This is a genomic window from Pseudoduganella aquatica, from assembly GCF_009857595.1.
Classification (GTDB): Bacteria; Pseudomonadota; Gammaproteobacteria; order Burkholderiales; family Burkholderiaceae_D; genus Rugamonas; species Rugamonas aquatica_A.
In genome coordinates this window covers 1-26720 of sequence record NZ_WWCU01000009.1, presented here as the reverse complement: position 1 = coordinate 26720, position 26720 = coordinate 1, and the positions used below count along the sequence as shown (strand labels likewise).

Below are 26720 nucleotides of genomic sequence, written 5' to 3'. Positions count from 1 at the left end.
CCTTCATTCGCCTTGCAGCAGCGTCGCGGCCGTTGCTGCCTGCAGTTCTTCAAAGCTCAGGCCGGGCGCCATTTCCAGCACGCGCAGGCCCTGCGGGGTCACGTCCAGCACCGCCAGGTCGGTGTAGATGCGGTTCACGCAGCCCACGCCGGTGAGCGGGTAGCTGCATTGCGCCACGATCTTGCTCTCGCCGGTCTTGGTCTGGTGGTCCATCATCACGAACACCTGCTTGGCGCCTATCGCCAGGTCCATCGCGCCGCCGACGGCGGGGATCGCATCCGTCGCGCCGGTGTGCCAGTTGGCCAGGTCGCCATTGGCCGCCACCTGGAAGGCGCCCAGCACGCAGATGTCGAGGTGCCCGCCGCGCATCATGGCGAACGAGTCGCCGTGGTGGAAGTAGGCGCCGCCGGTCAGCAGGGTCACCGGCTGCTTGCCGGCGTTGATCAGGTCTTCGTCTTCCTCGCCCTCGGCGGGTGCGGGCCCCATGCCCAGCAGGCCGTTCTCGCTATGCAGGAATACTTCGCGCTCGGCGGGCAGGTAGTTGGCCACCTTGGTCGGCAGGCCGATGCCCAGGTTGACGTAAGCGCCTTCGGGAATGTCCTGCGCCACGCGGGCGGCGATCTGGTCGCGGCTGTAACGGTTCATCATGCTGCCTCCTTTACCACGCGCTGGACGAAAATGCCGGGCGTGATGATCACTTCGGGATCGAGTTCGCCCAGCGCCACCACGTCGCGCACCTGGGCGATGGTGGTCTTGGCCGCCATGGCCATGATGGGGCCGAAATTGCGGGCCGCCTTGCGGTACACCAGGTTGCCCCAGCGGTCGCCGCGCAGCGCCTTGATGAGCGCGAAGTCGGCATGGATGGGCGACTCCAGCACGTACATGCGGCCGTTGATTTCGCGGGTTTCCTTGCCCTCGGCCAGCAGGGTGCCGTAGCCGGTGGGGGAGAAGAAGCCGCCGATGCCGGCGCCGGCGGCGCGGATGCGCTCGGCCAGGTTGCCTTGCGGGGTCAGTTCCAGTTCCACCTTGCCGGCGCGGTACAGGGCGTCGAAATGGTGCGAGTCGGCCTGGCGCGGGAAGGAGCAGATGATCTTGCGCACGCGGCCTGCGGCCAGCAGGGCGGCCAGGCCGGTGTCGCCGTTGCCGGCGTTGTTGTTGACGATGGTGAGTTCGCGCGCGCCTTGTTCGATCAGCGCGTCGATCAGCGCCGAGGGCATGCCGGCGTTGCCGAAGCCGCCTATCATCACCGTGGCGCCGTCGCCGATGTCGGCCACCGCGGCCTGCAGCGAGGGAGAGATTTTGTTGATCACGATATGCTTTCCAGCGGCGGAGCGCCGCGCTTGTTGGGTCCAGGCCTGTGTGCGATAATCGAACAATTGGCCGAATTTGCTACCAGTTCAGTGTATCCAGCCCTGATTTACCGGGCAACCGGCTGGAAACGAAGCTGTGCGGTAATCGAACGACTTTTCACGGAGCGCGCCTGCATGCCTAAAACCCCCGCCAGCCTGGAAGCGCCGGAACGCGTGAGCGAGGCCGAGGAAATCGATGCGCTGACCAGTCCCGATTTCATGACGTCGCTGGCGCGCGGCCTGTCTGTGCTGCGCGCCTTCAGCGACCAGCGCCGCAGCCTGACCATTGCCCAGATCAGCCACCGCACCGGCATCTCGCGCGCCGCAGTGCGGCGCTGCCTGCATACCCTGTGCGCGCTGGGCTACGCGGAGGCGGACGGCAACCAGTTCACGCTGCAGTCCAAGGTGCTGACGCTGGGCTACTCCTATTTGTCCTCCACGCCGCTGACGGTATCGACCGCGCCTTATCTGAACCGCATCAGCCGCACGCTGAATGAATCGTGCTCGCTGGCGGTGCTGCAGGAGGACGAGATCCTGTACGTGGCGCGTTCGGCCACGTCGCGCATCATGTCTGTGTCGCTCAACACCGGCAGCCGGCTGCCGGCGTATTGCACCTCGCTGGGCAGGGTGATGCTGGCGCAGCTGGCGCCGGAGGAACTGGACGCCTACCTGGCGCGCGTGAAGCTGAAGGCCTATACGGACAAGACCGTGGTGTCGGCCGCGCGGCTGCGCACCATACTTGATGAAGTGCGCGTCGCGGGCTACGCGCTGAACGACCAGGAACTGGAGGAGGGCCTGCGCTCGCTGGCGGTGCCGGTGCGCGGCGCGTCGGGCAATGTGCTGGCGGCGCTGAACGTGGGCGTGCAGGCCAGCCGTGTCAGCGCGGCCCGGATGATCGAGACATTCTTGCCGGTGCTGCGGGAGGGCGCCGGCGAGCTGTCGGTGCTGCTGCCGTAGCAATCAGACGACCGCCTCGCCCAAGTTCGGCTATCATACCGCCCGGTCCGCAATATTACCGCCAGCTTGTCTTGCGTGTAGAAGCATTGTAGGAAAACAAACGCAAGCAAGGGATGGTAATGAATGCAGTAGCAGCACGCCAGGGGAGTGCGGGCACGGCCCCCGCACAATTCGGCCTGATCAACCTGTTGAAAGCCGGCGCGGCGCAGCTGATTGTGCTGCACCACCTGGCCTTCTACGGCCCCATGTCCGGCCACGTGAGTGCGCTGGCGCCTGAACTGATGGCCTGGCTCACCGACCACGCGCGCATCGCCGTGCAGGTCTTCCTCGTGGCAGGCGGCTTCCTGGCCGCCAAATCGCTGTCGCCTTCCGGCCGCCCCGGCGTGGCCGCGCCGCTGAACACCATCTGGCGCCGCTACGCAAAGCTGGCGCCGCCCTTCCTGGCCGCCACACTGCTGGCCGCCGGCGCCAACGTGGTGGCCGGCGCCTGGATGACGCACGACTCCATTTCCGCGCCGCCCACTTTCGGCCAGCTCGGCGCGCACGCCTTGCTGCTGCACGGCGTGCTCGGTTACGAAGCCCTGTCGGCCGGCGCCTGGTATGTGGCCATCGACTTCCAGCTCTACGCCGCCATGGTGCTGATGCTGTGGCTGGCCGGCCGCCTGGCCGGCGGCGGCCAGCGCCCATGGTTGATGCCCGCCGTGATGCTCGCCGCCGTCAGCAGCTCGCTGCTGCATTTCAACCTGGACAGCAGCTGGGACAACTGGGCGCCGTACTTCTTCGGCAGCTACGGCCTCGGCGTGCTGGCCTGGTGGGCCAGCGACGCCAGGCGCAAACCCGGCGCGGTGGCCCTGCTGCTGGCCGTCCTCGTGCTGCCTACGCTGGCCGCGCTGGTGCTGGACTTCCGCATCCGCATCGCCGTGGCGCTGGCCGTGGCCTGCGTGCTGTTCGCCTTCGGCCGCGCCAGGCTGGCAGCAGACGCCGGCCGCGCATGGCAGGCGGTCAACGCGCTGGCGCGGACGTCGTACTCGGTATTCCTGATACACTTTCCGGTCTGCCTGATCGTGAACGCGGCCTTCACCCGCTACGCGCCGGCCGAACCTTACTGGCAGGCAGCGGGCATGCTGATCGCGTGGAGCGGAAGCCTGGCGGCGGGCGCCGTGTTCCACCGCTGGGTGGAAGTGCCGCTGGGCCGCGTGGTTACACTGGCGGTGCAGCATCTCGGCGCGCGCCCAGTACCGGCCTAACTGAAAGAGGAAAGCATCCGTGCCCTGGGACTATCCGCAAGCCTACACCTTACCGCTGCAGCCGCAGGAGCAGGACATCGACGGCCTGCAGCACACCAACAACGCCGTCTACGTGCGCTGGTGCGAGGCGATAGGCTGGTCCCATTCGGAAGCCCTGGGGCTGGGGCTGGCCGACTACCACCGCCTCGACCGCGCCATGGCCATCCGCAGCGCCTCCTACGACTACCTGCAGGCCACGCGCCTGGGCGAGCCGCTCACCCTGGGCACCTGGCTTACCGCCAGCGACGGCAAGATGACCATGGAGCGCCGCTTCCAGCTGATACGCAACAGCGACCAGGCCACCGTGCTGCGCGGCCGCTGGGAACTGATCTGCGTGGACATCAGCGCCGGCCGCGCGCGCCGCTTCCCGCCCGAGTTCAGCGCCATCTATCTGCCCGCCATGGTGGGCCAGGCGGACGCGCCCTAGCGGCTGGCTTACTGCCCGCCAAGCGCCGGGTTGTCCCGGCCCAGCCTGGCCTTGAGCAGCGCCGCCCATTCTCGCTTGGCGGACAACAGCCAGGCCGGGAGCCGGCCTAGCCGCTTCTCCAGCATCGCCTCGTAGAGCGATTCGGGCGCGACGTGGCGGCCCATGCTTTCCACCAGCCGCATGTTCGCGCTGTTCACATCGGAATACGGCCCGACATAGCCGACCAGAACCGGATTGACCGCCGTGTATGGACCGTACTGCTTCGCGTCCGAGTCAGGCAGACTCCACAGGTCCAGGATGCGGCTCTCGCCACGTTCCAGCTGCCCGGTCTGGTGGAAATTCCAGATAACCAGCCCCGCCAGATGGTTGGGCAGATCGGCATAATTGCCGCCCGAACCCCACATGCCACGGCTCTCAATCGCATCAAACAGCGTGTGGCGCGGGAAGTTGGCGTGGGAATCGATGCCGCGCGAGGCCGGCGCTATATTCCGCCAGAAGACCGAGCCGGCGGACTGGTGCGAGGCGCCGACCCCGTGCCACTGGCCCTCCGCCGTGACATCAAGGTTCAGTCCGATCAGGCTGTAGGTGGAAAAGGTGGCGGCAAAGCTGAGGTGGCCGCTATTGCCGGCAATGGTGTTCAGCATTATCGTGTTGGCCGCCCCGGCGTGGATGACTGCCGGCTGCGTCACGTTCTCGAACTGATTGCCGCGCACCCAGGAGTGGACGGTTTGATCCAGTTCGACGCCGCAGAAACCGGAGTCGTGATAGGCATTCTTGTGATGAACGAAACGCTCGGTAAAGCTGCCCTCGAGCCGTATGCCTTCGAAGCCGACATTGCGCAGCACCGTGGCCTTGCTTGCGGTCCACGGCAGACGGGGATCGATGGACGTCGTCAACGGCGTCTTGAGGTGCAGGACCGCGCCGTCGACGCTTGCCACCTCGTGCATTTCCAATACCTTGACGCCCTGGCTGTTGATCTTGCTCCAGATCCGGCGCGTGGGCTTGCCTTCGAGATAGCTGGCGTTCGCGGCCGTGCTTTGCATCTCGATACGGACGAAATCACCCTGTTTGAAGCCGGCGGGGGCGGACAGCACGATGCGCGTGTCGCCCATGCGCGCCGGCGCTGCCAGGGGCGACGCCGGACCCGGCTGAACTTTGCCCGGCGTGAAGGTCACGAGGGCCGGCGCGGCCCACAACTGCGCCGGGTTGGCCGGAGCCAGTGCATTGACCATCTTGAAATGCGTCTGTCCTTGCTGGGCGCCGCGCAGCACCACGTCGCTGGCGGACACGATCAGGCGCCTGGGCGCCGGTCCGCTGTTGAGCAGATAGGTTCCAGCCTCGAACTGCACGATCCCGCCATGCGCCGCGCTGGCCGCGTCGATGGCGCGCTGGATCGCGTCGGTATCGTCCAGCGCGTCGCCCGGGATCGCGCCGTAGTCGGCCACCTTGAAGATCGCCGTGTTCACCGGCGCAATTTCCTGCTCGCCGTAACGGGCGCCGGCCCAGGAGAAATCGATGAAGGGGCGCTGCGCGACATCTTCGCCCTGGAAAGCCTGCCAGGCGCCGGGCTTTTCAGCCCATGCGGAGGATGCACAAAGTGTAAGGAGACAGAGGAGGGCGTTTTTCATGGCTGGCCGTAAAGAGAGGGTGTGTGAACGTTACCAGTCCTCCCCTGGAAAAGCAAGCCAAGGCGCTCTGAAGCGTTGCTTACAGCGGCAGCGCGGTCTCGTACTTTACTTCGCGCAGCGCCACGCTGGTGTTGACCTGCGACACGCCGTTCAGCTTCACCAGCACGTTGTGCAGGAAGTCGTGGTAGCCGTCCATGTCCGCCACCACGATCTTGACCAGGTAGTCCGCGTTGCCGGTGGTCTCGTAGCATTCCACCACTTCCGGCCGCAAACGCATGGCTTCCTCGAAATTTTTCACCACGCCTTCCTCGTGCCGCGCCAGCGTAATGTGCGCCATGCACACCACCGACAACCCCAGCTTGCGCCTGTCCACCAGCGCCGTGTAGCGGATGATGTAGCCGTTGTCCTCCAGCTCTTTCTGGCGGCGCCAGCATGGGCTGGCCGACATGCCTATCTTCTCGGCCAGCTCGTTGGACGAGATCCTGCCGTTCTTTTGCAATTCCGACAGGATTTTGACGGAAGCGGCGTCCAGAGAATCGTTTTTCATGTTTTGTGCGGTTTTTGCGAAAGAAAAAACCATTCTATTGCCTCCATCCGAACAAATAGAAGAAATATTTCGCCAGGAGCGCGATATCATTTCCGCACTATAAGTTCCCAATCCGAGACGCCCGCCCATGAATTCGATGACCTTGCCGCAGTCCCTCCTGCCCACGCTGGCCGATCCCGACTACGCCCTGTCCGACAACCTGACCCGCAGCCAGGGCCGCGTATTCCTGACCGGCACCCAGGCGCTGGTACGCCTGCTGTGCATGCAGAAGACTGTCGACGAGGCGCAAGGTCTGAACACGGGCGGCTTCGTCAGCGGCTACCGCGGCTCGCCGCTGGGCGCGGTGGACCAGGAGCTGTGGCGCGCATCCGCGCTGCTGGAAAAGCACAACGTGCAGTTCCTTCCTGCGATTAACGAGGAACTGGGCGCCACTGCGGTACTCGGCTCGCAGCAGGTGGAAGCCGACCCCACCCGCAAGGTCGACGGCGTGTTCGCCATGTGGTACGGCAAAGGCCCGGGCGTGGACCGCGCGGGCGACGCGCTCAAGCACGGCCACGTGTACGGCTCCTCGCCGCGCGGCGGCGTGCTGGTGATACTGGGCGACGATCACGGCTGCGTGTCCTCGTCCATGCCGCACCAGAGCGAGCAGGCGCTGATCGCCTGGGGCATGCCGGTGATTAACCCGGCAAACATCCAGGAATATCTCGAATACGGCTTGTACGGCTGGGCGCTGTCGCGTTACTCGGGCGCGTGGTCCGGCTTCAAGGCCATCTCCGAAACCGTGGAAGGCGGCGCGGTGGTGGACCTGCCGCCGCTGCCGCAATACGTGGCGCCCACCGGCTACACCGCGCCGCCGGACGGCCTGCACAACCGCTGGCCGGACCTGCCCGGGCTGGCGCTGGAAGTGCGCGTGGAGGCCAAGCTGGAAGCGGTGCAGGCCTTCGCCCGCGCCAATTCCATCGACCGCCTGGTTGTGGCTGCGCCGGGCGCCGCCATCGGCATCATCAGCGCCGGCAAGGCTTACCTTGATTTGCTGGAAGCGCTGGAGCGCCTTGGCCTGCCTTTGAGCCGCCTGGAAGAACTGGGCGTGCGCCTGTACAAGCCGGGCCTGACCTATCCGCTCGAGCGCACGCGCCTGGCCGCGTTTGCGGAAGGCCTGCAGGAGATCCTGGTGGTGGAAGAGAAGGGCGCCGTGATCGAGCAGCAGGTGAAGAATTTGTTCTACAACCTGCCGCAGTCCGAACGGCCTGCCGTTATCGGCAAGACCGACCAGCACGGCCACTCCTTGCTGTCCGCGCTGGGAGAGCTGCGTCCGTCGCGCATCGCTCCCGCGCTGGTGCAATGGCTGGCGCCGCGTTACCCGGCGCTGGACCTGCAGCGCATGCTGCCGGACTTCTGCGCCGCCGAGCTGCTGTCCAACAGTGCCGACGGCGTCAAGCGCACGCCGTATTTCTGCTCCGGCTGCCCGCACAACACCTCCACCCGCGTGCCGGAAGGCAGCCGCGCCATGGCCGGCATTGGCTGCCACTTCATGGCAACGTGGATGAAGCGCGACACCAACTACCTGGCGCAGATGGGCGGCGAGGGCATCAGCTGGGTGGGCTCCTCGCGCTTCGTCGGCGAGAAGCACGTGTTCCAGAACCTGGGCGACGGCACCTACTACCATTCGGGCTCGCTGGCCATCCGGCAGGCGATCGCTGCGCGCACCAACATCACCTACAAAATCCTGTACAACGACGCGGTCGCCATGACCGGCGGCCAGCCGGTGGACGGCACGCTGTCCGTGCCGCAGATCGTGCAGCAGGTGGTGAGCGAGGGCGCGAAGAAAGTGGTGGTGGTCACCGACCAGCCGGAGAACTACAACGGCGTGACGCTGCCTGCGGGCGTGACCGTGCACCACCGCAGCGAACTGGACGCCATGCAGCGCATGCTGCGCGAGATCGCGGGCGTAACGGTGCTGGTGTACGACCAGACCTGCGCGGCCGAAAAGCGCCGCCGCCGCAAGAAGAACAAGCCGGACAAGGTGGTGTTCCCCGACCCGGCGCGCCGCATGGTGATCAACCCCGCCGTGTGCGAAGGCTGCGGCGACTGCGGCGTGCAGTCCAACTGCCTGTCCATCCTGCCGCTGGAAACGGAGCTAGGGCGCAAGCGCCAGATTGAACAGTCGTCCTGCAACAAGGACTACTCCTGCGTGGAAGGCTTCTGCCCGAGCTTCGTCTCGGTGCTGGGCGGTACGCTGCGCAAGCCCGCCAGCGTGGCCTTGACGCTGGCGGACCTGGAGCAGGCGCTGGGCCGCTACCCCGCGCCCGCGCCGCACGCGCTGGCCAAGCCGTTCGAGATCCTGGTGGCGGGCGTGGGCGGCACCGGAATCGTGACCGTGGGCGCGCTGATCACCATGGCCGCGCACCTGGAAGGCAAGGGCGCCTCCACGCTGGACTTCATGGGCTTTGCGCAGAAGGGCGGCGCGGTGCTGTCGCACGTGCGCGTGGCCGCGTCGCCGTCGGCGCTGAACCAGGTGCGCATCGACCTGCAGCAGGCGGACGCCGTATTTGCCTGCGACCTGGTGGTGGCGGCCATGCCGGACAGCCTGTCCGTCATGCGGCGCGGGCATACGCAAGTGGTGGCCAACGAGCGCGAGATCCCGACGGCCGAATTCACCCGCGACCGCGACGCCTCCATCAACAAGGACGGCCTGCTGGAGAAGCTCGCCTCGGCCGCAGGCGCAGACCGCGTGCTGCAACTGGACGCGCAGGAAATCGCCGCGCGCTTCCTGGGCGACCCCATCGGCGGCAACATCCTGCTGATGGGCTACGCGTGGCAAAAAGGCCTGGTGCCCGCCGGCCTGGAAGCGCTGATGCGCGCGATTGAACTGAACGGCGTCGCCATCGACATGAACAAGCGCGCCTTCATGCTGGGCCGCCTGGCCGCAGCCGACCAGGACGCGCTGGCGCGCTTGGCGCAGCCGCAGGAGAAGGTGATCCAGTTCGCCGCGCCGAAATCTCTGCCCGAGCTGGTGGCCTTCCGCGTCGAATGGCTGAGCAAGTACCAGAACGCTGCCTACGCCGGCGTGTACGCCGACGCCGTGGCCGCCGTTGAGCGCAAAGAAATCGCGCTGGAAGGCGACGGCTCCAAGCGCGCGCTGAGCAAGTCCGTGGCGCGCAACCTGTTCAAGCTGATGGCCTACAAGGACGAATACGAAGTGGCGCGCCTGCACGCCGACCCCGCTTTCCGCGAGCAGATCGCAGCGCAATTCGAAGGGGACTACAAGCTGGGCTTCCATCTCGCGCCGCCGCTGCTGGCGCGCAAAAAGCCGGGTTCGGACGTGCCGGCCAAGATGGCCTTCGGCGGCTGGATGATGAAAGGCTTCGGCGGCCTGGCGCGCCTGAAAGGCCTGCGCGGCACGCCGCTGGACATCTTCGGCTACACGCAAGAGCGCCGCCGCGAGCGCGCCCTGCGCGACCGCTACCTGGCCTTCGCGCGCGACCTCGCCGCCAGCCTCACGCCGCACAACAAAGCCGCCGCGCTCAAACTGGCGCAGCTGCCGGAGCAAGTGCGCGGCTACGGCCACGTCAAGCTGGCCGCGATGGATCAGGTGGATGCTGCCTGGCCGCCGCTTCAGGCGGCGTTGTTGGCACCTCAAGCCACCGAAGCCACCGAACTTCAGCGCGCGAGGCTGTCGTCGATGTAGGCTTAAATGGCGGCTCGATGTCGCGGCTGGTCGGCAGCTTAGCGCTTCTGCGCAGGGAAGTAGGGGCTCTCCGGCGGTCCCAGATAGCTCGGCTTCAGTCCGCCAGTGTTGACCACTAGCCGTTGCAGTACCACGCCAGGGTCCAGCGCCCAGAATTTCAGCGTGTGCTTGCCAGCCGATTTCACCATGTGCGTGCTGGAGAATTTGGCCACGCCGTCAGACACGATCTTGCGCCAGTGGTCTTCGGATTCATCCGCATGGATATTGATTACCTGGGGCGCTTCATCGTCAAAGGAGATCGCGTAGCGGAAGCCGCTGCCTGGCATGAATTTAAGCGTCGGCGCAAGCACCGCTTCAACTTGCAGCTTGCCGGGATTGAAAATGTTTACGGCATATTGCAGCTGCATGCCATCGCGCAGATCGAGCGCCCCCGCATTCGCGGGCGATACGGTCATGCCGGACAAAGTACGGCCGTAGTCAGGAATCTTCAGCCAGCGGCGGCCTGGTGCGCTCGGCGCCGCAGTGTAGTGCTCTGCCTCGATGGCTATCACGCCGCGCGTCTCCACGTGCCCGGATGCCTGCTCCGGCCGCACTGCGGCAGGGTTGCGGACCGGGACGGCCACCTTCACGCTGGCCTTGTCCGGCCCGGTCACTGTCAGTTCCGCGCGGCTGTCGCCCAGTGGCGCCTGGTCCCACTGCACATCAACTTCAACCAGCTGCGTTTTCTCGACGGTTCCACCGCTCGTACTCAGGCGCACCCAAGGCTGATTGGCGGAGATGCTGAACGTAAAGGGCGTGCTTGAACGGTTGAACAGTTCGATGCGGCCAGCCTGCTTCTGAAACACGTCCAGCTGCGGCAGCACCAGCGGTTTGATCGGGAACACAGGCCATGCGACGGTCTCTCCTTCCAACGCTATCCCCATCTGGTCGCTAGGATGGATGCCGTTCGGAGCCGCAAGCTCGCCATTCACGGGAACGCGCAGCTCGCTCACAGCCGGCATCACATCGCGGTATGGCTGGTCCCAGTTGGTATAGCCGAAACGGGTCTGCGACATCATATGTTTCCACTTCCCGCCGCTGACGTCTTGCTGGTACTGGCGTGCCAGCTCCACATCGTTGGCGAACAGCGCGCGCACCCTGGCCGCCATGTCGTTGGCGGTGATCCTGCCCTGGTTCGCGTAAAGGCGGTTCATGCCGGCGCTGACGTACATGTCCAGCGCGTTGGCCGAAGCGCGCACAGGATACTCCACCAACTGGAAAAACGCGTCGCGCTGCTGCGGCGGCAGGGCTGCAGCGAGGCGCCGTGAGCGCTCGGCCAGGCCGTTGTAGGCGTTGACCACGCGTTCGGCCTCCCGGTAGTTCACCAGGCTGTAGGTGGCCGGATCGAGCTGCTCGGGGCGGCGGCGCGCGTTGAAGCGCGTGTACTGGTTGACGATATCGGCAATGTCGTCCGCGTGGGCGGCGCCGAATTCGCGCGCAGCCCACTGTTTCAGATAGTCGCCCAGGCGTTCGGCCGGCCAAACCTTCGGATCCCAGGCGTAGCTGAGGAAGAACTCGGTCGGTATTTCCATGGGCTTCAGGTCGCCGACGTTGACCACCCACATGCGGTCCGCCCCAAACTCGCTGGCCAGGTTCATTTGTTCCCACACCTTGGAAATCTGGGTCACGTTGAGCCATTTGTAGGAGCGCGGTACGCCCACGTAGTCGAAGTGGTAGTAGATGCCGGCGCCGCCGCTGCGCCGGCGTTCCTCCGCTGTCGGCAGGCGGCGGATATTGCCCCAGTTGTCGTCACACATCAACAGCAGCAGGTCGTCCGGCACGCGCATGCCTTTGTCGTAGTATTCCTGCACTTCCTTGTACAAGGCCCATAACTGCGGCACCTTGGCTGGATCCTTGTTCCACTCGGCTGCAATCAGCTTGCGCTGGTCGCTTACGATGTTCTGCAACAGAGACACGTTGGCTTGCTCGGACATGGGCTCGTCGCCGTCGCCCCGCATCGCCATCGTGATCACCTGTTCGTAGTCGTGGCTGTTGCGCAGGCCTTCGGCCCAGAACTTGCGCAAGGCGTCGCCATTCTTCTCGTAGTCCCACGGTCCTTTGCCGTAACGGTGCCATTCCTGCTGCGAGCGCATCATCGGCTCGTGATGCGAGGTGCCCATCACAATCCCCATCTCATTGGCCAGCCTGGCGTTTTCCTTGTCGTCGTCGTTGAACGCCGAGTACCACATGGCAGGCCACAGGTAGTTGGAGCGCATCCGCAGCATCAGTTCAAACAGCTTTTCGTAGAACTGGTGATTGAAGCCGCCGAATTTGTCCTTGGCCCAGTTGGTCAGCGCGGGCGCCTCGTCGTTGAGGAAGATGCCGCGGTACTTCACGGCAGGGCGGTCATTCACCAGTGTGCCGAATGGCACTACAGCGCGGTCCTTGTGGGGAACCGGCACGTCCGCCCACCAATACCATGGTGACACGCCCAACTGCTCGGACAGCGTGTAGATGCCGAAGATGGTGCCGCGTTTGTCGCTGCCGGCGATCACCAGTGCGCGCGCCACGCCGGGCATGGGTGATTTAACCGCTTGCACCACGTAGCCTTCCCACTGGTCCTTGATGGCGCTGGCGTCGAGCTTCTTTTGTGCGATCAACTGGTCGATCAGGCGGCTGTGTCCGATGGTGCCGATCAGGATCACGTCCTGGCCGCCAGCTGCACTGGTTGCGTTTTGCAGGCTCAATGCGGGGCGCTGGCCACCCACTTTTTCGATGTCGTTTTGAAGGTCGCGCGCAGCACGCAGCACGCCGGGGTAATCATCGCCATCCAAATGGATGGCGGCTGCTTTTCCGCGCGAGATCAGTTCCACGCCGGCGGCCGTGCCGGAGTCCACGAACTTCTTTTGCCCAATCGCCAACGCGTTTGGCGACGCGGCCAGGCAGGCGATTGCAAAGCTTGAAATCAGTGCGCACAGCAATTTCATCCGCATTACCTTTATCTTTAGAAAATCTGATACCATTTTATAACATAAAAAGAATAGCGCAATCATTCTTCGCACCCTCTCGTGGTGGCGGAATGCCTTAGAAAAGTGACTGCAGGGAAAGGCGCTGGCCGCTGAGGGCGCCGTCGTAGCCGGGCAGGGCGGCTAGCGTGTCCTTGAATTCAGCGCTTTCCATCACGGCCAGCGCGGCGGCGACCAGGGGGGCGGCGGGGGCTTCGCGGGAGCAGGCGAAGAAGTAGCGTTCGCGCACCACGGGCACGAAGTCGAGGTCGAAGCGGCGGGCGGCGGTTTCCACGCCGAAGCTGGCGTCGGCCATGTTGCTGGCGACGTAGGCGGCCACCGCCGCGTGCGTGAATTCGGCGCTTTCGAAGCCGTTGATGCGGTCCGGCGCGATGCCGGCCCCGTTCAGCAGCAGTTCCAGCAGCAGCCGCGTGCCCGAGCCTCGCTGGCGGTTCACGAAGCGCACGTCCTGCCGCGCCAGGTCGTCCAGCGTGCGGATGTCTTTCGGATTCCCTTTGGCGGTGAAAATGCCCTGCATGCGGTAGGCCAGGTGGACCAGCATCTGGCGGCCCGGGTCGAGCAGGGGGCGGTATTTTGCGGCCGCCGCGCCTTCGAACTCGCCCACGGGCAGGTGGAAGCCTGCCAGGTCGCATTCGCCGCGCGCCAGCGCCGCCACCGCTTCGGTGCTGCTGCGGTATTGCAGGTCCACCAGCACGCCTTGCTGTTCCAGCCGGCTCACCAGCGCCGCCACCGCGAAGCCGTGCGATGCGGTCAGGCGCAGCGCGGGCGGGCGCTCGTCGAGCAGGCTGGCCAGTTCTTGCTGCAGTTCGGAGGCCAGGCTGTCCAGCATGGGGCTGAGGCGGGCGGCGATGCGCTTGTCGGCCCAGATCAATTTGTCCGCCAGAGGCGACAGCACCGTGCCCGATCCGCGCGACTTGTGCACCAGCTCGGCGCCGAATTGTTCGTTGAATTCGTTCAGCAATCCCCACGCGTGGCGGTAGGAGATGCCGCAGGTCTTGGCGGCCTGGCTGATGCTGCCCGAGCTGCGCACCGCCGCCAGCAGGTCCAGCAGCACCGGCAGGGGCACGGTTTGCCCGTTCGGGTGGCGCAGCACCCAGTCGGGGCGGATCTCAACTTTGAACATATGCAAAATCCTTCATATTGCGTTGCTGTTTTTACAGTGCTAGCCTAGGCTTATCCGTGAATATTAACCGGAATATATGTTCTTGAGAACATAACTCATCCGGCACACGGCACACAATAAAAACGACGGAGGCATTATGCAGCAGCGTATTCCCCAGGCAAGCGCCATCCTTGCCGCCAGCAGCGGCGCCCAGGACCAGTTGTTGCCGGTCCTGCACGCGATCCAGGATGCTATCGGCTATATCCCGCCCGGACAGGTGGATGAAATCGCCTCCACTTTCAACCTGTCGCGCGCCGAGGTGCACGGCGTGATCACTTTCTATCATTACTTCCGTACCGAGGCGCCGGCGCGCCAGGTGGTGCAGATCTGCCGCGCCGAGGCTTGCCAGAGCATGGGCGGCGACGCGCTGCTGGCGCACGCCGAGAGCGCGCTGGGCTGCAAGCTGCATGCGCACAGCACGGACGGCGAGTTCGCGCTGGAGCCGGTCTACTGCCTGGGGCAGTGCGCCACCGCGCCGTCGATGATGATTAACGAGGCGCTGCATGCGCGCGTTACCCCGGCCCGTTTCGACGCGCTGCTGGCCAAAGTGAAGGAGGCAGCATGAGCATCCGCATCTACATTCCCGGCGATTCGACCGCGCTGGCGCTGGGCGCCGACGACGTGGCGGCAGCCGTCACCGCCGAAGCTGCGCGCCGCGGTGTTGACGTCGACATCGTCCGCAACGGCACGCGCGGCTTGCTGTGGCTGGAGCCGCTGGTGGAAGTGGCCACGGCGGAAGGCCGCATCGGCTTTGGCCCGGTGGACGCGGCGGACGTGGGCGCGCTGTTCGAGGCGGGCTTCCATCTCGGCGAGAGCAAGCATGCGCTGGCCTTGGGCCTGGTGGAGCAGATTCCTTACCTGGCCAGGCAAAGCCGCCTGACTTTCTCGCGCGCCGGCGTCACCGATCCGCTGTCGCTGGCCGACTACGAGGCGCATGATGGCTACAAGGGCTTGCGCAACGCGCTGGCGATGGAGCCCGCCGCGATCGTGGCTGCCGTTACCGCTTCCGGCCTGCGGGGCCGTGGCGGCGCGGCTTTCCCGACCGGGATCAAGTGGAACACGGTGCTGAAGGCGGCCGGTCCGCAGAAGTACATCGTCTGCAATGCGGACGAGGGCGATTCGGGCACCTTTGCCGACCGTATCGTGATGGAGGGCGATCCCTTCATGCTGATCGAGGGCATGACCATCGCCGGACTGGCGGTGGGTGCGAACAAGGGCTACATCTACGTGCGCAGCGAATACCCGCACGCCATCGCTAACCTGAACCACGCGATTGCCACCGCCGTGCAAGCGGGCTTCCTCGGCCAGGACATCATGGGCTCGGGTCGCGCTTTCGACCTGGAGGTGCGCAAGGGCGCGGGCGCTTACATCTGCGGCGAGGAAACGGCGCTGCTGGAGAGTATCGAGGGCAAGCGCGGCGTGGTGCGCGCCAAGCCGCCGCTGCCTGCGCTGGCCGGTCTGTTCGGTCTGCCCACGGTCATCAACAACGTGCTGTCGCTGGCGGCGGTGCCGCTCATCCTCGACAAGGGCGCGGCCTATTACCAGAACTACGGCATGGGCCGTTCGCGCGGCACCTTGCCGGTGCAGCTGGCGGGGAATATCAAGCACGGCGGCCTGATCGAGCTGGCCTTCGGCGTGACCCTGCGCGACATCCTGTTTGAATACGGCGGCGGCAGCGCTTCCGGCCGCCAGATCAAGGCGGTGCAAGTGGGCGGCCCGCTGGGCGCCTATCTGCCCGAGTCGCAGTGGGACACGCCGCTCGACTACGAGGCCTTCGCTTCGCTGTGGGCCGTGCTGGGCCACGGCGGCATCGTGGTGCATGACGACAGCGCCGACATGGCCAAGCTGGCGCGCTACGCGATGGAGTTCTGCGCCGTGGAGTCGTGCGGCAAATGCACGCCGTGCCGCATCGGCTCCACCCGTGGCGTGGAGGTGATCGACAAGATCCGCGAGGGCAGCGAGCGTCCCAAGCAGGTGATCCTGCTGCGCGAGCTGTGCGACACCATGCTGCACGGCTCCCTGTGCGCGATGGGCGGCATGACGCCATACCCCGTGCTGTCGGCCCTGAACCACTTCCCGCAAGATTTCGGCCAGGTCTCCGAAGACCAGCGCGCCGCCTAGGAGACATAGATGATCGAGACAATTATCAGCCGCGACTTCGGCACCCCGCCCAGCGTAGCCACGGACTTCGTTACCCTGACCATAGACGGCCAGCGCGTGACGGTGGCCGCCGGCACGTCGGTGATGCGCGCCGCCGCCGAAAGCGGCACCAATATTCCCAAGCTGTGCGCCACGGACAGCCTGGAGCCCTTCGGTTCCTGCCGCCTGTGCCTGGTGGAGATCGAGGGCCGGCGCGGCTATCCCGCTTCCTGCACCACGCCGGTGGAGGAGGGCATGGTGGTGCGCACGCAGACGGCCAAGCTGCAGGAGCTGCGCAAGGGCGTGATGGAGCTGTACATTTCCGACCACCCGCTGGACTGCCTGACCTGCCCGGCCAACGGCAACTGCGAGCTGCAGGACATGGCCGGCGTGACCGGCCTGCGCGAGGTGCGCTACGGCTACGAGGGCGCCAACCATTTGAAGCTGAAGAAGGATGAATCGAATCCTTACTTCACGTTTGACTCGTCCAAGTGCATCGTCTGCAACCGCTGCGTGCGCGCCTGCGAGGAAACGCAGGGCACGTTTGCGCTGACGATTTCCGGACGCGGCTTCGAGTCGCGCGTGTCGGCCGGGCAGAGCGAGACCTTCATGGAATCGGAGTGCGTGTCCTGCGGCGCCTGCGTGGAAGCCTGCCCGACCGCCACGCTGCAGGAGAAATCGGTGATCTGGCTGGGCCAGGCCGAGCACAAGGTGACCACCACTTGCGCCTATTGCGGCGTGGGCTGCTCGCTGGACGCGGAAATGAAGGGCAGCGAAGTGGTACGTATGGTGCCGACCAAGAGCGGCAAGGCGAATGAAGGCCACGCTTGCGTGAAGGGCCGCTTCGCGTGGGGGTACGCCACGCACAAGGACCGCATCCTGAAGCCGATGATACGGTCCAAGATCACCGACCCGTGGAAGGAAGTGTCCTGGGACGAGGCGCTGGACTACGCGGCCTCCGAATTCAAGCGCATCCAGGCCAAGCATGGCCGCGATTCGATAGGCGGCATCGTGTCCTCGCGTTGCACCAATGAAGAAGGCTACCTGGTGCAGAAGCTGGTGCGCGCGGCTTTCGGCAACAACAACGTTGACACGTGCGCCCGCGTTTGCCATTCGCCCACCGGCTACGGCTTGAAGCAGACGCTGGGCGAATCGGCCGGCACGCAGACTTTCGCTTCGGTGGCCAAGTCGGACGTCATCATGGTGATCGGCGCCAATCCTACCGACGGTCATCCGGTGTTCGCCTCGCGCATGAAGCGCCGGCTGCGCCAGGGCGCGAAACTGATCGTGATCGATCCGCGCCGCATTGACCTGGTGAAGTCGCCGCACGTCCGCGCGCACTACCATTTGCAGCTGCGTCCCGGCACCAACGTGGCCATGGTCAGCTCGCTGGCCCATGTGATCGTGACCGAAGGCCTGCTTGCAGAACAGTTCATCGCCGAACGCTGCGACGACCGCGCCTTCCACCAGTGGCGTGACTTTGTGGCGCAGGAAGCCAACTCGCCGGAAGCGATGGAGGCAGTGACCGGCGTGCCTGCCGAGCAGGTACGCGGCGCGGCGCGCATGTTTGCGCAGGGCGGCAACGGCGCCATCTTCTACGGCCTGGGCGTGACCGAGCATGCGCAGGGTTCGACCGCCGTGATGGGTATCGCCAACCTGGCTATGGCCACCGGCAACGTGGGCCGCGAAGGCGTGGGCGTGAACCCGTTGCGCGGCCAGAACAATGTGCAGGGCTCCTGCGACATCGGCTCCTTCCCGCACGAGCTGCCGGGCTATCGCCACGTGTCCGACACCACGGTGCGCATGCAGTTCGAGGCTGCGTGGGGCGTGGAGCTGCAGGCCGAACCGGGCCTGCGCATTCCGAACATGTTTGAAGCGGCGCTGGACGGCAGCTTCAAGGGCCTGTATTGCCAGGGTGAGGACATCGTGCAGTCGGACCCGAACACCCAGCACGTGATCGCGGCCATGGAAGCGATGGAGTGCATCGTGGTGCAGGACATTTTCCTGAACGAGACCGCCAAATACGCCCACGTGCTGCTGCCGGGTTCCTCTTTCCTGGAGAAGGACGGCACCTTCACCAACGCCGAACGGCGCATCTCGCGCGTGCGCAAGGTGATGGCGCCGAAGGCCGGCTATGCGGACTGGGAGGTGACGGTGCAACTGGCGAACCGCCTGGGCTATCCGATGAACTACACGCATCCGTCGCAGATCATGGACGAAATCGCGCGCCTGACGCCAACCTTCAGCGGCGTGAGCTACGCGAAGCTGGAGAAGCTGGGCAGCATCCAGTGGCCGTGCAACGACGCCGCGCCGGAAGGCACGCCGACCATGCACATCGACCAGTTCGTGCGCGGGAAAGGGCGCTTCATCATTACGCAGTACGTGCCGACGGACGAGAAGGTGACGCGCATGTATCCGCTGATACTGACCACGGGCCGCATCCTGTCGCAGTACAACGTGGGCGCGCAGACGCGCCGCACCGAGAACGTGCGCTGGCACGCGGAGGACAGGCTGGAGATCCACCCGCACGACGCGCAGGAACGCGGCATCAAGGACGACCAGTGGGTGGGCATCCAGAGCCGGGCAGGGGAGACCGTGCTGCGCGCGCTGGTGACGGAGCGCATGCAGCCGGGCGTGGTGTACACCACCTTCCACTTCCCGGAATCGGGCGCCAATGTGATCACCACCGAGAATTCGGACTGGGCCACCAACTGCCCTGAATACAAGGTGACGGCGGTGCAGGTGATGCCGGTGCAGCAGCAGTCCGACTGGCAGCTGGAGTTTGCGCGCTTCCACGAAGAGCAGATGGCCCACAAAGACGCTGCGGCGCAGCCGGCTTGAGATTAGGAGAGATGATGAATATTCACCACCTGGTCATTATGGCCAACCAGATCGGCACTTTCTTTGCGTCCTACCCGGACCAGGAAGAGGCCAACAGCGAGATCGCGAACCACCTGCAGCGCTACTGGGCGCCGCCCATGCGGCGGCAGTTGCTGGCGCATGTGGCGGAACACGGCGGGGAGGGGCTGGCGCCGCTGGTGCTGGCGTCCATCCAGGCCAATCTCGTGCGCTTGTCCCCGGCGGCCCAGGCCTTGTCGAAACCTGTTCCGACGTAGGGCGGGTTAGGCGGCGCAGCCGCCGTAACCCGCCATTGAGCCGTTGGCGGCACCTTGGCGGGTTACGTCGGCTGGCGCCTCCTAACCCGCCCTACGATGGCACGCCGCGCACATCACCTCACACAACCTTCAACATCACCTTCCCAATGTGCGTGCTGCTCTGCATGAGCGCATGCGCTTCCGCCGCCTCTTCCAGCGCATAAATGCGGTAAATCACCGGCTTGATCAAGCCATCCTCCAGCAGCGGCCACACGCGCGCCAGCAACTGCCGCGCAATGGCCGCCTTGAACAGCACCGGACGCGGACGCAGAGTGGACCCCGTCACCGTCAACCTCCGCAGCAGTATCTGCCCCAGCGGCACTTCCGCCTTGCCCCCGCCCAGCAGCGCGATAAACACCAGCCGCCCGTCGTCCGCCAGGCACGCCAGCTCGCGCGGCACATACGCCCCGCCCACCATATCCAGTATCACATCCACGCCCTTGCCGCCGGTGGCGTCCTTGACCGCCGCCGCAAAGTCGCCGGTACGGTAGTTGATCGCCAGGTCCGCCCCCAGCTCTTCGCAAGCGCGGCACTTCTCATCCGACCCCGCCGTGGCGAACACCCGGTGCCCCAGCGCCTTGGCCAGCTGGATAGCGGTCACGCCTATGCCCGAGCTGCCGCCTTGCACCAGCAGCGTCTCGGTGGGCGCCAGCGCGGCGCGGTCGAACACATTGCTCCACACGGTAAAGAAGGTCTCGGGCAGCGAAGCCGCTTCCAGCGGCGACCAGCCCTGCGGAATGGGCAGGCACAGCTCGATCTGCGCCGCGCAGTACTGCGCATAGCCGCCGCCCTGCACCAGCGCACACACCATGTCGCCGATGCGCCATCCGCTGTCGCCGACATGTCCGGCCACGATCTCGCCGGCCACCTCCAGCCCCGGCAGGTCGGACGCGCCGGGCGGCACCGGGTAGTTGCCGGCGCGCTGCAGCAGGTCGGGCCGGTTGACGCCGGCTGCGTGGACTTTGATCAGCACCTGGCCCGGCTGCAGCGACGGGCGCTGGCGCTCGCACAGTTGCAGCACTTCCGGGCCGCCGGGCTGGGTGATTTCGATGGCGCGCATGGTTTCCTCTCTAGAAATGGGGGAATCCGATGGTAGGCGCGGGTGGGCGCGCACGCCGATGACCGCAGTCAATTTTCCACAAATTGACGGGACAGGGGCCATCTTGCGAATCTTGACCGGGGTCAATGCGTGTTGTCTCAGCCGCTGCCTATGATGGGACTATCTCGCGGTGCAAGCCGCATGCCATACTAGCCATCAAAAAATTATAACTACTGGAGATAGACCCATGAGCAAAGCATTAGACGGGGTGCGCATCCTCGACTTCACCCACGTGCAATCGGGGCCGACCTGCACCCAGCTGCTGGCCTGGTTCGGCGCCGATGTGATCAAAGTGGAAAGAGCCGGGGAGGGTGACGCCACCCGTGGCCAGCTGCGCGACATTCCCGGCGTGGACAGCCTGTATTTCACCATGCTGAACCACAACAAGCGTTCCATCACGCTGGACACCAAGAAAACCATGGGCAAGCAGGTGCTGGAGACCCTGATACGCGACTGCGACGTGTTGGTGGAGAATTTCGCCCCCGGCGCCCTGGACCGCATGGGCTTCAGCTGGGAGCGCATCCAGGAGCTGAATCCACGCATGATCGTGGCCTCGGTCAAGGGCTTCGGCCCCGGTCCCTACCAGCACTGCAAGGTGTACGAGAATGTGGCCCAGTGCGCGGGCGGTTCGGCCGCCACCACCGGCTTCGCCGACGGTCCGCCGGTCGTCACCGGCGCGCAGATCGGCGACAGCGGCAGCGGCCTGCACCTGGCGCTGGGCATCGTCACCGCGCTGTTCCAGCGCAATGCCACCGGCCGGGGCCAGAAGGTCGATACGGCCATGCAGGACGCAGTGCTGAACCTGTGCCGCGTGAAGCTGCGCGACCAGCAGCGCCTGGAGCGCACCGGCACCATGGAGGAATACCCGCAGTTTGCCGAGGGCGGCACCTTTGGCGACTCGGTGCCGCGCGCAGGCAACGCGTCCGGCGGCGGCCAGCCGGGCTGGATCCTCAAGTGCAAGGGCTGGGAGACCGACCCGAATGCCTACATCTACTTCATCGCCCAGGCGCCGGTGTGGCCGGCGATCTGCAAGGTGATAGGCCGCGAAGGCTGGATCAGCGATCCCGATTACGCCACACCGCGCGCGCGCCTGCCGCGTTTGATGTCCATCTTCGCCACGGTGGAGGAGTGGACCCGCGAGCACACCAAGTTCGAGGTGATGGACATCCTGAACAAATACGACATTCCGTGCGGGCCTATCCTGTCGATGAAGGAAATCGCCGAGGAACCGTCGCTGCGCGCCAGCGGCACCATCGTGGAAGTGGACCATCCCGAGCGCGGCAAGTATCTGACGGTGGGCAACCCCATCAAGCTGTCCGACAGCGCCACCGAGGTCACCCGCTCGCCGCTGCTGGGCGAGCACACCGAGGAGGTGCTGCGCGAGCTGGGCTACGACGCCGCGCAGATCGCCGCGCTGCGCGACGAACGCGTGATCTGAAGCGGCGGCAGCCGTGCAGTACGTCACGCCAGGCGGGACGCATGGGGAGCCCGCCGTTGTAACCGCCGCGCTGTCGGCGCCCGGCGCCATCCCCGCGCCGGTTGCCGACCTGAATGCGCTATACGGCGAACTGGCCTTCCTGGACCGCTTCGACGCGGCGGCGCAAGCCGGCTTCGAGCGCGTGGAATGCCTGTTCCCCTATCTGTACCCAGTGGAGCAGATCGCCCACCGGCTCTGCTGCCACGGCCTGCATCTGGTGCGCTTCTGCCTGCCCGCCGGCGACTGGGTGGGCGGCGAGCGCGGCATCGCCAACCAGCCGTCGCGCTGCGCCGAGTTCCGCTACGGCGTGGAAGAAGCCATCCGCTACGCCCGCCCGTTGGGCGTGCGCCAGTTGCGCTGCCTGACCGGGCTGCCGCAGCCGGGACTGGCGCCGGAACTGGCCCGCCAGACGCTGGTGAACAACCTCCGCCACGCCGCCGCCGCGCTCAAGCCGCACGGCATTGCGCTGCTGATCGCGCCGCAGGACGCGCCCGACGCAGCCGCCATCATCCGCGACACCGGCGCGGACAACCTGTTCCTCCACGAGCAAGGCCAGCCATGACGAAACCGCGCAAGCACGTCCATACCCGCGTCTACACCCACGTCGATTGCTACGACCACCAGCCCGGCGCGGGCCACCCTGAATCGCCGCAGCGGCTGGCGCTGGTGCTCGAAGCGCTGAAGACGTCCGAATTCGCCGCGCTGGACTGGCGCGAAGCCCCGCTGGGCACGCGCGCCCAGACCGAGCTGATCCACGACGCCGACTACTACGACGCCGTGGCCGAAGCACTGCCAACGAGCGGTGTGGTGCCGCTGGACGGCGGCGACACCATGCTGTCCCCCGGCTCCTGGCGCGCGGTGATGCGCTGCATAGGCGCGGCTTGCGCCGGCGTGGACGACGTCATGCTGGGCGAAGCGGCCAATGTGTTCTGCGCCACGCGGCCCTGCGGCCACCACGCCGAGCCGGACCGCGCCATGGGTTTCTGCATCTTCAACCAGGCCGCCATCGCCGCCGCCCACGCCAGCCGCGCGTATGAGCTGGAGCGGGTGGTGGTGGTCGATTTCGACGTCCACCACGGCAACGGCACGCAGGCCGCGTTCTCGCCGCTGCCGGGGCTATTCTACGCCTCCTGCCACCAGTCGCCGCTGTATCCGGGCACCGGTTTGCGCAGCGAGACCGGCAGCCGCAACAACATCCTCAACGTGCCGCTGCCCCCCGGCTGCGCCTCCGCCGCCTTCCGCGACCGCATGCGGCTGGAACTGCTGCCGGCGGTGCGCGCCTGGGCGCCCGAGCTGCTGGTCATCTCCGCCGGCTTCGACGCCCACCGCGACGACCCCTTGGCCGGCCTGCAGCTTGATGATAAGGACTTCCACTGGATCACGCGGGAGCTGATGGCCATCGCGGCCGACACTGCGAAGGGCAGGGTGGTCTCTATCCTCGAGGGCGGCTACAGCCTGGCCGGCCTGGCGGGCGGCGCCGCGGCCCATGTGCGCGCGCTGATGGGGTGAGTTTATTGAGCGCACTAGGGAAGCGTTGAATAATTCAGTTTCTGACGCCAGCAGAGTGTAGGGAGAGCCGCGCCGGCGCAGTGATATCAAAATCAGGAAATATGATCGGCTGTGGAGCGGCAAAAGTCTGTTTCCAGCATGGCCTTTGCCGCTTTTCAAACTCGGGGCGCAACTTGGGTGTGAGCGCTGCCAAGGAATCTGGGTGCAAGCACCAGATTGGCCAGAGCGAACAAGGAGAACAGCTGCGCCGTATTTTTGGCCAGTCCACGATAGCGGGTTTTGCGATGGCGGAACAGGCATTTGACGACGTGGAAGCAGTGCTCGACCTTGGCGCGCACGCTGGCCTTTGCTCCAATCGTTCGGTGGCGCGGCTGAGCTTGTCCTTCTTGAGTGCCTTGCGTAAGCCGGGGCGCATGGCGGTGTGCCACACGACGGGCTAGCCGGCGTTCTCGGGCCGCTTGGCCACGCCCTGATAGCTCGCATCACCCATCGCGATCACTTCGCCGCCGTGCAGCAGCGCATGCGCCTGCGTGACGTCGGCCACGTTGCCCGCCGTACCGACTACGCTGTGCACCAAGCCACTGGCCATGTCCACGCCGACGTGCGCCTTCATGCCGAAGTGCCAGTCATTGCCTTTCTTCGATTGATGCATTTCCGGATCGCGCTCGCCATCGTGGTTCTTGGTCGATGGTGGCGCGGCGATCAAGGTGGCGTCCACGATGGTGCCTTCGCGCATCGTCAGGCCTTTGCTAGCCAGGTGGCCGTTGATTTCGTTGAAGATGCGCTGGGTCAAATTGTTCTTTTCCAGCAGACGCCGGAACTTCAGCAGCGTGGTCGCGTCAGGCGCCGATTCGTGCGTCAGGTCGATGCCGACAAAGCCGCGAATGGCCTGGCTGTCGTAGATCGCATCTTCCACGCCTTCGTCCGACAGGCCGAAGCATTGCTGGGCAATGTATATGCGCAGCATGCGCTCCAGGCCAATCGGCGGACGCCCACGGCCATCGCCTTTCGGGTAGTACGGCAAGATCGCCGCCACCAGCGCCGGCCACGGCGTGGCGGCCTCGATCTCGGCCAGGAAGCGGTCGCGTCGCGTCAGCTTCTTCTTGCTGGCGTACTCGGCATCAGAAAAGCTCGATTGCATCGTCAGATCTCGCAGGGGAGGAAGCGTTATTGTGACAGCCTGCCGGACGCAGCAGTCGTAGACAGGCTGATTATTTCAGCGGTTCCCTAGGGGATCTAGCCGCGCACAACTCCATTGCCCGCAAGGCCAATCGTTTTAGAAACGCAACAATTGCAAATTGCTAGTTTTAAAAAATTTGCATTCCTATCGAACAGCTCATCAATGAAGGTTACGCTGGGGGTAATTATCCTTTTTTCTTCTTAAAAATTCAAAAGTTCAGGAACGCTCCAACCAATATGAAAGTGACTGTTGCGTCGGGCAGTTTCCGCCGCATCGCCACCGCCCCGGCGGGCGGTATAGATACTAAAAGACCAATTCTGCTCAGGGCACAAGGGTCTTTTTTTAAACAACCTCGTCAGTACTCGGACATATCATGAAAAAATTTTCCCGTTGGGTTCAGCGGTACGCCGTGCTTTTCCCTTGTTCAATGCATTCCATGGAATTTCGGTACGGTCGGCCACTCATTTTGCTTTTATTAGGAGCAGTACTCTTACTTTGTTCGACGCGAACGCGCGCACAAGTACCCCCGGAGTGCGAAGCCAACGGGGGGGCACGTGTCTGTAAAGAAGTCACGGCTGAAGTAGATGGTTTTCGGTTTTATGTGCCCCCAACCATTGCAAATGAGGGAAAGCATGAAAAATAAAATGAGCGATGCAGAGCGGTCGGCCTTACTTAATTTTTTGGACTACTTTATGGATGAGTTCATTCTCAACGGAAAGTCGACGCCAGACGTATTGCCTTCTACAGGGTATTGGGCTGTTGAAAAATTGGCCCCCTCTCGCGCGCACAGGGGTCTAATAATGGCTCTGTCAGACGCCGTTGAGATGAGCTTGAGTCTCTCAGAGGCCAAAAAATCCGCGATAAATGCCAAGTTAGTACAACTGGGCGGGCCAACGCTGGGAACTTTGGCACTTCAGTATTCAAGGCGTTTGGCGGCGATCATGAAAAAAGCACGATTGGAAAACATCGAAGACTACTACTTCCTTAAAGCCGCCCTAGACGGTGGACATTTGCGGGATTCATCAGTCGAATCCAAGGCGCAAGACATCCTAGAAGGCTTTGAGTTTGGAGGCGAGATAGCGGGCTGAGCGGGTGAACGCTCCGCGTGATACTAAACTTCACAGCGGCGCAATGAAGCAAGTTGGTCATTTCGGCGTAGATTCGGGTTTGGCGTATAAGGAGGCGCTGGGTATCGCTTGCGGGCGGACCTAGGAAGCGCTGAATAATTCAGTTTCTGACGCCAGCAGAGTGTAGGGAGATCCGCGCCGGCGCAGCGATATCAAAATCAGGAAACATGATCGGCTGTGGAGCGGAAAAAATCTGTTTCCAGCATGGCCTTTGCCGCTTTTTCAAATTCGAGGCGCAACTTGGGTGTAAGCGCTGCCAAGGAATCTGGGTGCAAGCACCAGATTGGCCAGAGCGAACAAGGAGAACAGCTGCGCCGTATTTTTGGCCAGTCCACGATAGCGGGTTTTGCGATGGCGGAACAGGCATTTGACGACGTGGAAGCAGTGCTCGACCTTGGCGCGCACGCTGGCCTTTGCTCCAATCGTTCGGTGGCGCGGCTGAGCTTGTCCTTCTTGAGTGCCTTGCGTAAGCCGGGGCGCATGGCGGTGTGCCACACGACGGGCTAGCCGGCGTTCTCGGGCCGCTTGGCCACGCCCTGATAGCTCGCATCACCCATCGCGATCACTTCGCCGCCGTGCAGCAGCGCATGCGCCTGCGTGACGTCGGCCACGTTGCCCGCCGTACCGACTACGCTGTGCACCAAGCCAATGGCCATGTCCACGCCGACGTGCGCCTTCATGCCGAAGTGCCAGTCATTGCCTTTCTTCGATTGATGCAGTTTAAGATAATTTTGTTTTCGACTATTTCGTGCCAATCACCATCAATTTTTTTGTATAATTTTGCACTTTTGAAAGAAGCAGAAGATTTGAGCTCGTCAAGCAGATAGATAGACTCTGTGTAATCCATATTGTATTACCGGTGTTCTCAAAGACCAAGTGCAACACCTTTTGCTGTAAGGTGCCGCCATGGCGAGAATCTACAAACATTTGACAACCCAGGAGCGCGCTGTCGTCATGACCATGCGCGACGACCAGTGCTCCACCC

Annotated in this window: 20 protein-coding genes and 2 pseudogenes; 12 read left to right on the top strand and 10 right to left on the bottom strand. The window is 64.6% G+C overall.

From position 1 onward, the window contains the following. Positions 1-3: 3 nt before the first annotated feature. Together GTP77_RS10330 and GTP77_RS10325 are read right to left on the bottom strand one after the other, a co-directional pair. Positions 4-645, bottom strand: a complete 642-nt coding sequence (locus GTP77_RS10330) for a CoA transferase subunit B (protein WP_161072199.1) — start codon at positions 643-645, stop codon at positions 4-6. Further along, on the bottom strand, positions 645-1310 hold the full coding sequence (locus tag GTP77_RS10325) for a 3-oxoacid CoA-transferase subunit A (protein WP_107870255.1): 666 nt from the start codon (positions 1308-1310) through the stop codon (positions 645-647). The genes GTP77_RS10330 and GTP77_RS10325 overlap by 1 nt, the downstream gene beginning before the upstream one ends. A 174-nt stretch (positions 1311-1484) precedes the next feature. Here GTP77_RS10325 and GTP77_RS10320 point away from each other — a divergent pair, with 174 nt between their 5' ends. From GTP77_RS10320 to GTP77_RS10310, 3 genes are all read left to right on the top strand, one after another. Further along, entirely contained in the window at positions 1485-2306 is an 822-nt protein-coding gene (locus tag GTP77_RS10320; RefSeq protein WP_161072085.1) for an IclR family transcriptional regulator domain-containing protein, read from the top strand. A gap of 119 nt (positions 2307-2425) precedes the next feature. Then, entirely contained in the window at positions 2426-3553 is a 1128-nt protein-coding gene (locus GTP77_RS10315; protein ID WP_161072084.1) for an acyltransferase family protein, read from the top strand. Between the two features lie 19 nt (positions 3554-3572). After that, entirely contained in the window at positions 3573-4019 is a 447-nt protein-coding gene (locus GTP77_RS10310) for an acyl-CoA thioesterase (protein ID WP_161072083.1), read from the top strand. Between the two features lie 8 nt (positions 4020-4027). On the opposite strand, the gene GTP77_RS10305 is transcribed toward GTP77_RS10310, so the two are convergent. Together GTP77_RS10305 and GTP77_RS10300 are read right to left on the bottom strand one after the other, a co-directional pair. Beyond that, positions 4028-5647: a DUF4955 domain-containing protein gene (locus GTP77_RS10305; RefSeq protein ID WP_161072082.1), complete on the bottom strand. Its 1620-nt coding sequence runs from the start codon at positions 5645-5647 to the stop codon at positions 4028-4030. Positions 5648-5726: 79 nt separating this feature from the next. Then, complete coding sequence (locus GTP77_RS10300) at positions 5727-6194, bottom strand: Lrp/AsnC family transcriptional regulator (protein WP_161072081.1); 468 nt, start codon at positions 6192-6194, stop codon at positions 5727-5729. Between the two features lie 136 nt (positions 6195-6330). Here GTP77_RS10300 and GTP77_RS10295 point away from each other — a divergent pair, with 136 nt between their 5' ends. Continuing rightward, positions 6331-9882, top strand: a complete 3552-nt coding sequence (locus GTP77_RS10295) for an indolepyruvate ferredoxin oxidoreductase family protein (protein WP_161072198.1) — start codon at positions 6331-6333, stop codon at positions 9880-9882. Positions 9883-9920: 38 nt separating this feature from the next. Here the strand turns inward: GTP77_RS10295 and GTP77_RS10290 are convergent, their stop codons facing one another. Further along, the gene (locus GTP77_RS10290) at positions 9921-12848 is read right to left on the bottom strand and encodes a glycosyl hydrolase 115 family protein (RefSeq protein ID WP_161072197.1); all 2928 of its coding nucleotides are present in this window, start codon (positions 12846-12848) and stop codon (positions 9921-9923) included. Between the two features lie 97 nt (positions 12849-12945). Next, positions 12946-14010 carry a substrate-binding domain-containing protein gene (locus GTP77_RS10285; RefSeq protein WP_161072080.1) on the bottom strand — a complete coding sequence of 355 codons (1065 nt, stop codon included), beginning with the start codon at positions 14008-14010 and terminating at the stop codon, positions 12946-12948. Positions 14011-14146: 136 nt separating this feature from the next. On the opposite strand from GTP77_RS10285, the gene GTP77_RS10280 reads away from it, so the two are divergent. From GTP77_RS10280 to GTP77_RS10265, 4 genes are read left to right on the top strand one after another with little or no spacing between them, the layout of a single operon-like run. Beyond that, on the top strand, positions 14147-14614 hold the full coding sequence (locus GTP77_RS10280) for a formate dehydrogenase subunit gamma (RefSeq protein WP_161072079.1): 468 nt from the start codon (positions 14147-14149) through the stop codon (positions 14612-14614). Beyond that, positions 14611-16170, top strand: a complete 1560-nt coding sequence (locus GTP77_RS10275) for a formate dehydrogenase beta subunit (protein ID WP_161072078.1) — start codon at positions 14611-14613, stop codon at positions 16168-16170. Before GTP77_RS10280 ends, GTP77_RS10275 begins: the two co-directional genes overlap by 4 nt. A gap of 9 nt (positions 16171-16179) precedes the next feature. After that, positions 16180-19029: a formate dehydrogenase subunit alpha gene (gene fdhF, locus GTP77_RS10270; RefSeq protein ID WP_161072077.1), complete on the top strand. Its 2850-nt coding sequence runs from the start codon at positions 16180-16182 to the stop codon at positions 19027-19029. Between the two features lie 11 nt (positions 19030-19040). Next, positions 19041-19304, top strand: coding sequence for a formate dehydrogenase subunit delta (locus GTP77_RS10265; RefSeq protein ID WP_228896103.1), 264 nt, complete (start codon positions 19041-19043; stop codon positions 19302-19304). 118 nt (positions 19305-19422) lie between these two features. On the opposite strand, the gene GTP77_RS10260 is transcribed toward GTP77_RS10265, so the two are convergent. Beyond that, positions 19423-20403: an NAD(P)H-quinone oxidoreductase gene (locus GTP77_RS10260; protein ID WP_161072076.1), complete on the bottom strand. Its 981-nt coding sequence runs from the start codon at positions 20401-20403 to the stop codon at positions 19423-19425. A 226-nt stretch (positions 20404-20629) separates the two neighbouring features. Here GTP77_RS10260 and frc point away from each other — a divergent pair, with 226 nt between their 5' ends. The 3 genes from frc to GTP77_RS10245 are packed head-to-tail and all read left to right on the top strand — an operon-like array spanning position 20630 to position 23428. Further along, on the top strand, positions 20630-21880 hold the full coding sequence (gene frc / locus GTP77_RS10255; RefSeq protein ID WP_161072075.1) for a formyl-CoA transferase: 1251 nt from the start codon (positions 20630-20632) through the stop codon (positions 21878-21880). A gap of 13 nt (positions 21881-21893) precedes the next feature. After that, on the top strand, positions 21894-22481 hold the full coding sequence (locus tag GTP77_RS10250; RefSeq protein ID WP_161072074.1) for a TIM barrel protein: 588 nt from the start codon (positions 21894-21896) through the stop codon (positions 22479-22481). Beyond that, entirely contained in the window at positions 22478-23428 is a 951-nt protein-coding gene (locus GTP77_RS10245) for a histone deacetylase family protein (protein WP_161072073.1), read from the top strand. The genes GTP77_RS10250 and GTP77_RS10245 overlap by 4 nt, the downstream gene beginning before the upstream one ends. 155 nt (positions 23429-23583) lie before the next feature. Here GTP77_RS10245 and GTP77_RS10240 read toward each other — a convergent pair. Continuing rightward, positions 23584-24569, bottom strand: a pseudogene (locus tag GTP77_RS10240) (IS5 family transposase). Between the two features lie 671 nt (positions 24570-25240). Here GTP77_RS10240 and GTP77_RS10235 point away from each other — a divergent pair. Further along, entirely contained in the window at positions 25241-25696 is a 456-nt protein-coding gene (locus GTP77_RS10235; protein ID WP_161072072.1) for a hypothetical protein, read from the top strand. A 261-nt stretch (positions 25697-25957) separates the two neighbouring features. On the opposite strand, the pseudogene GTP77_RS10230 reads toward GTP77_RS10235, so the two are convergent. Together GTP77_RS10230 and GTP77_RS30325 are read right to left on the bottom strand one after the other, a co-directional pair. Further along, positions 25958-26457: pseudogene (locus tag GTP77_RS10230) on the bottom strand (IS5 family transposase); the annotation flags it as partial. A 19-nt stretch (positions 26458-26476) separates the two neighbouring features. Next, the coding region (locus GTP77_RS30325; RefSeq protein WP_223149336.1) for a hypothetical protein at positions 26477-26720 on the bottom strand (244 nt) is incomplete at its 5' end.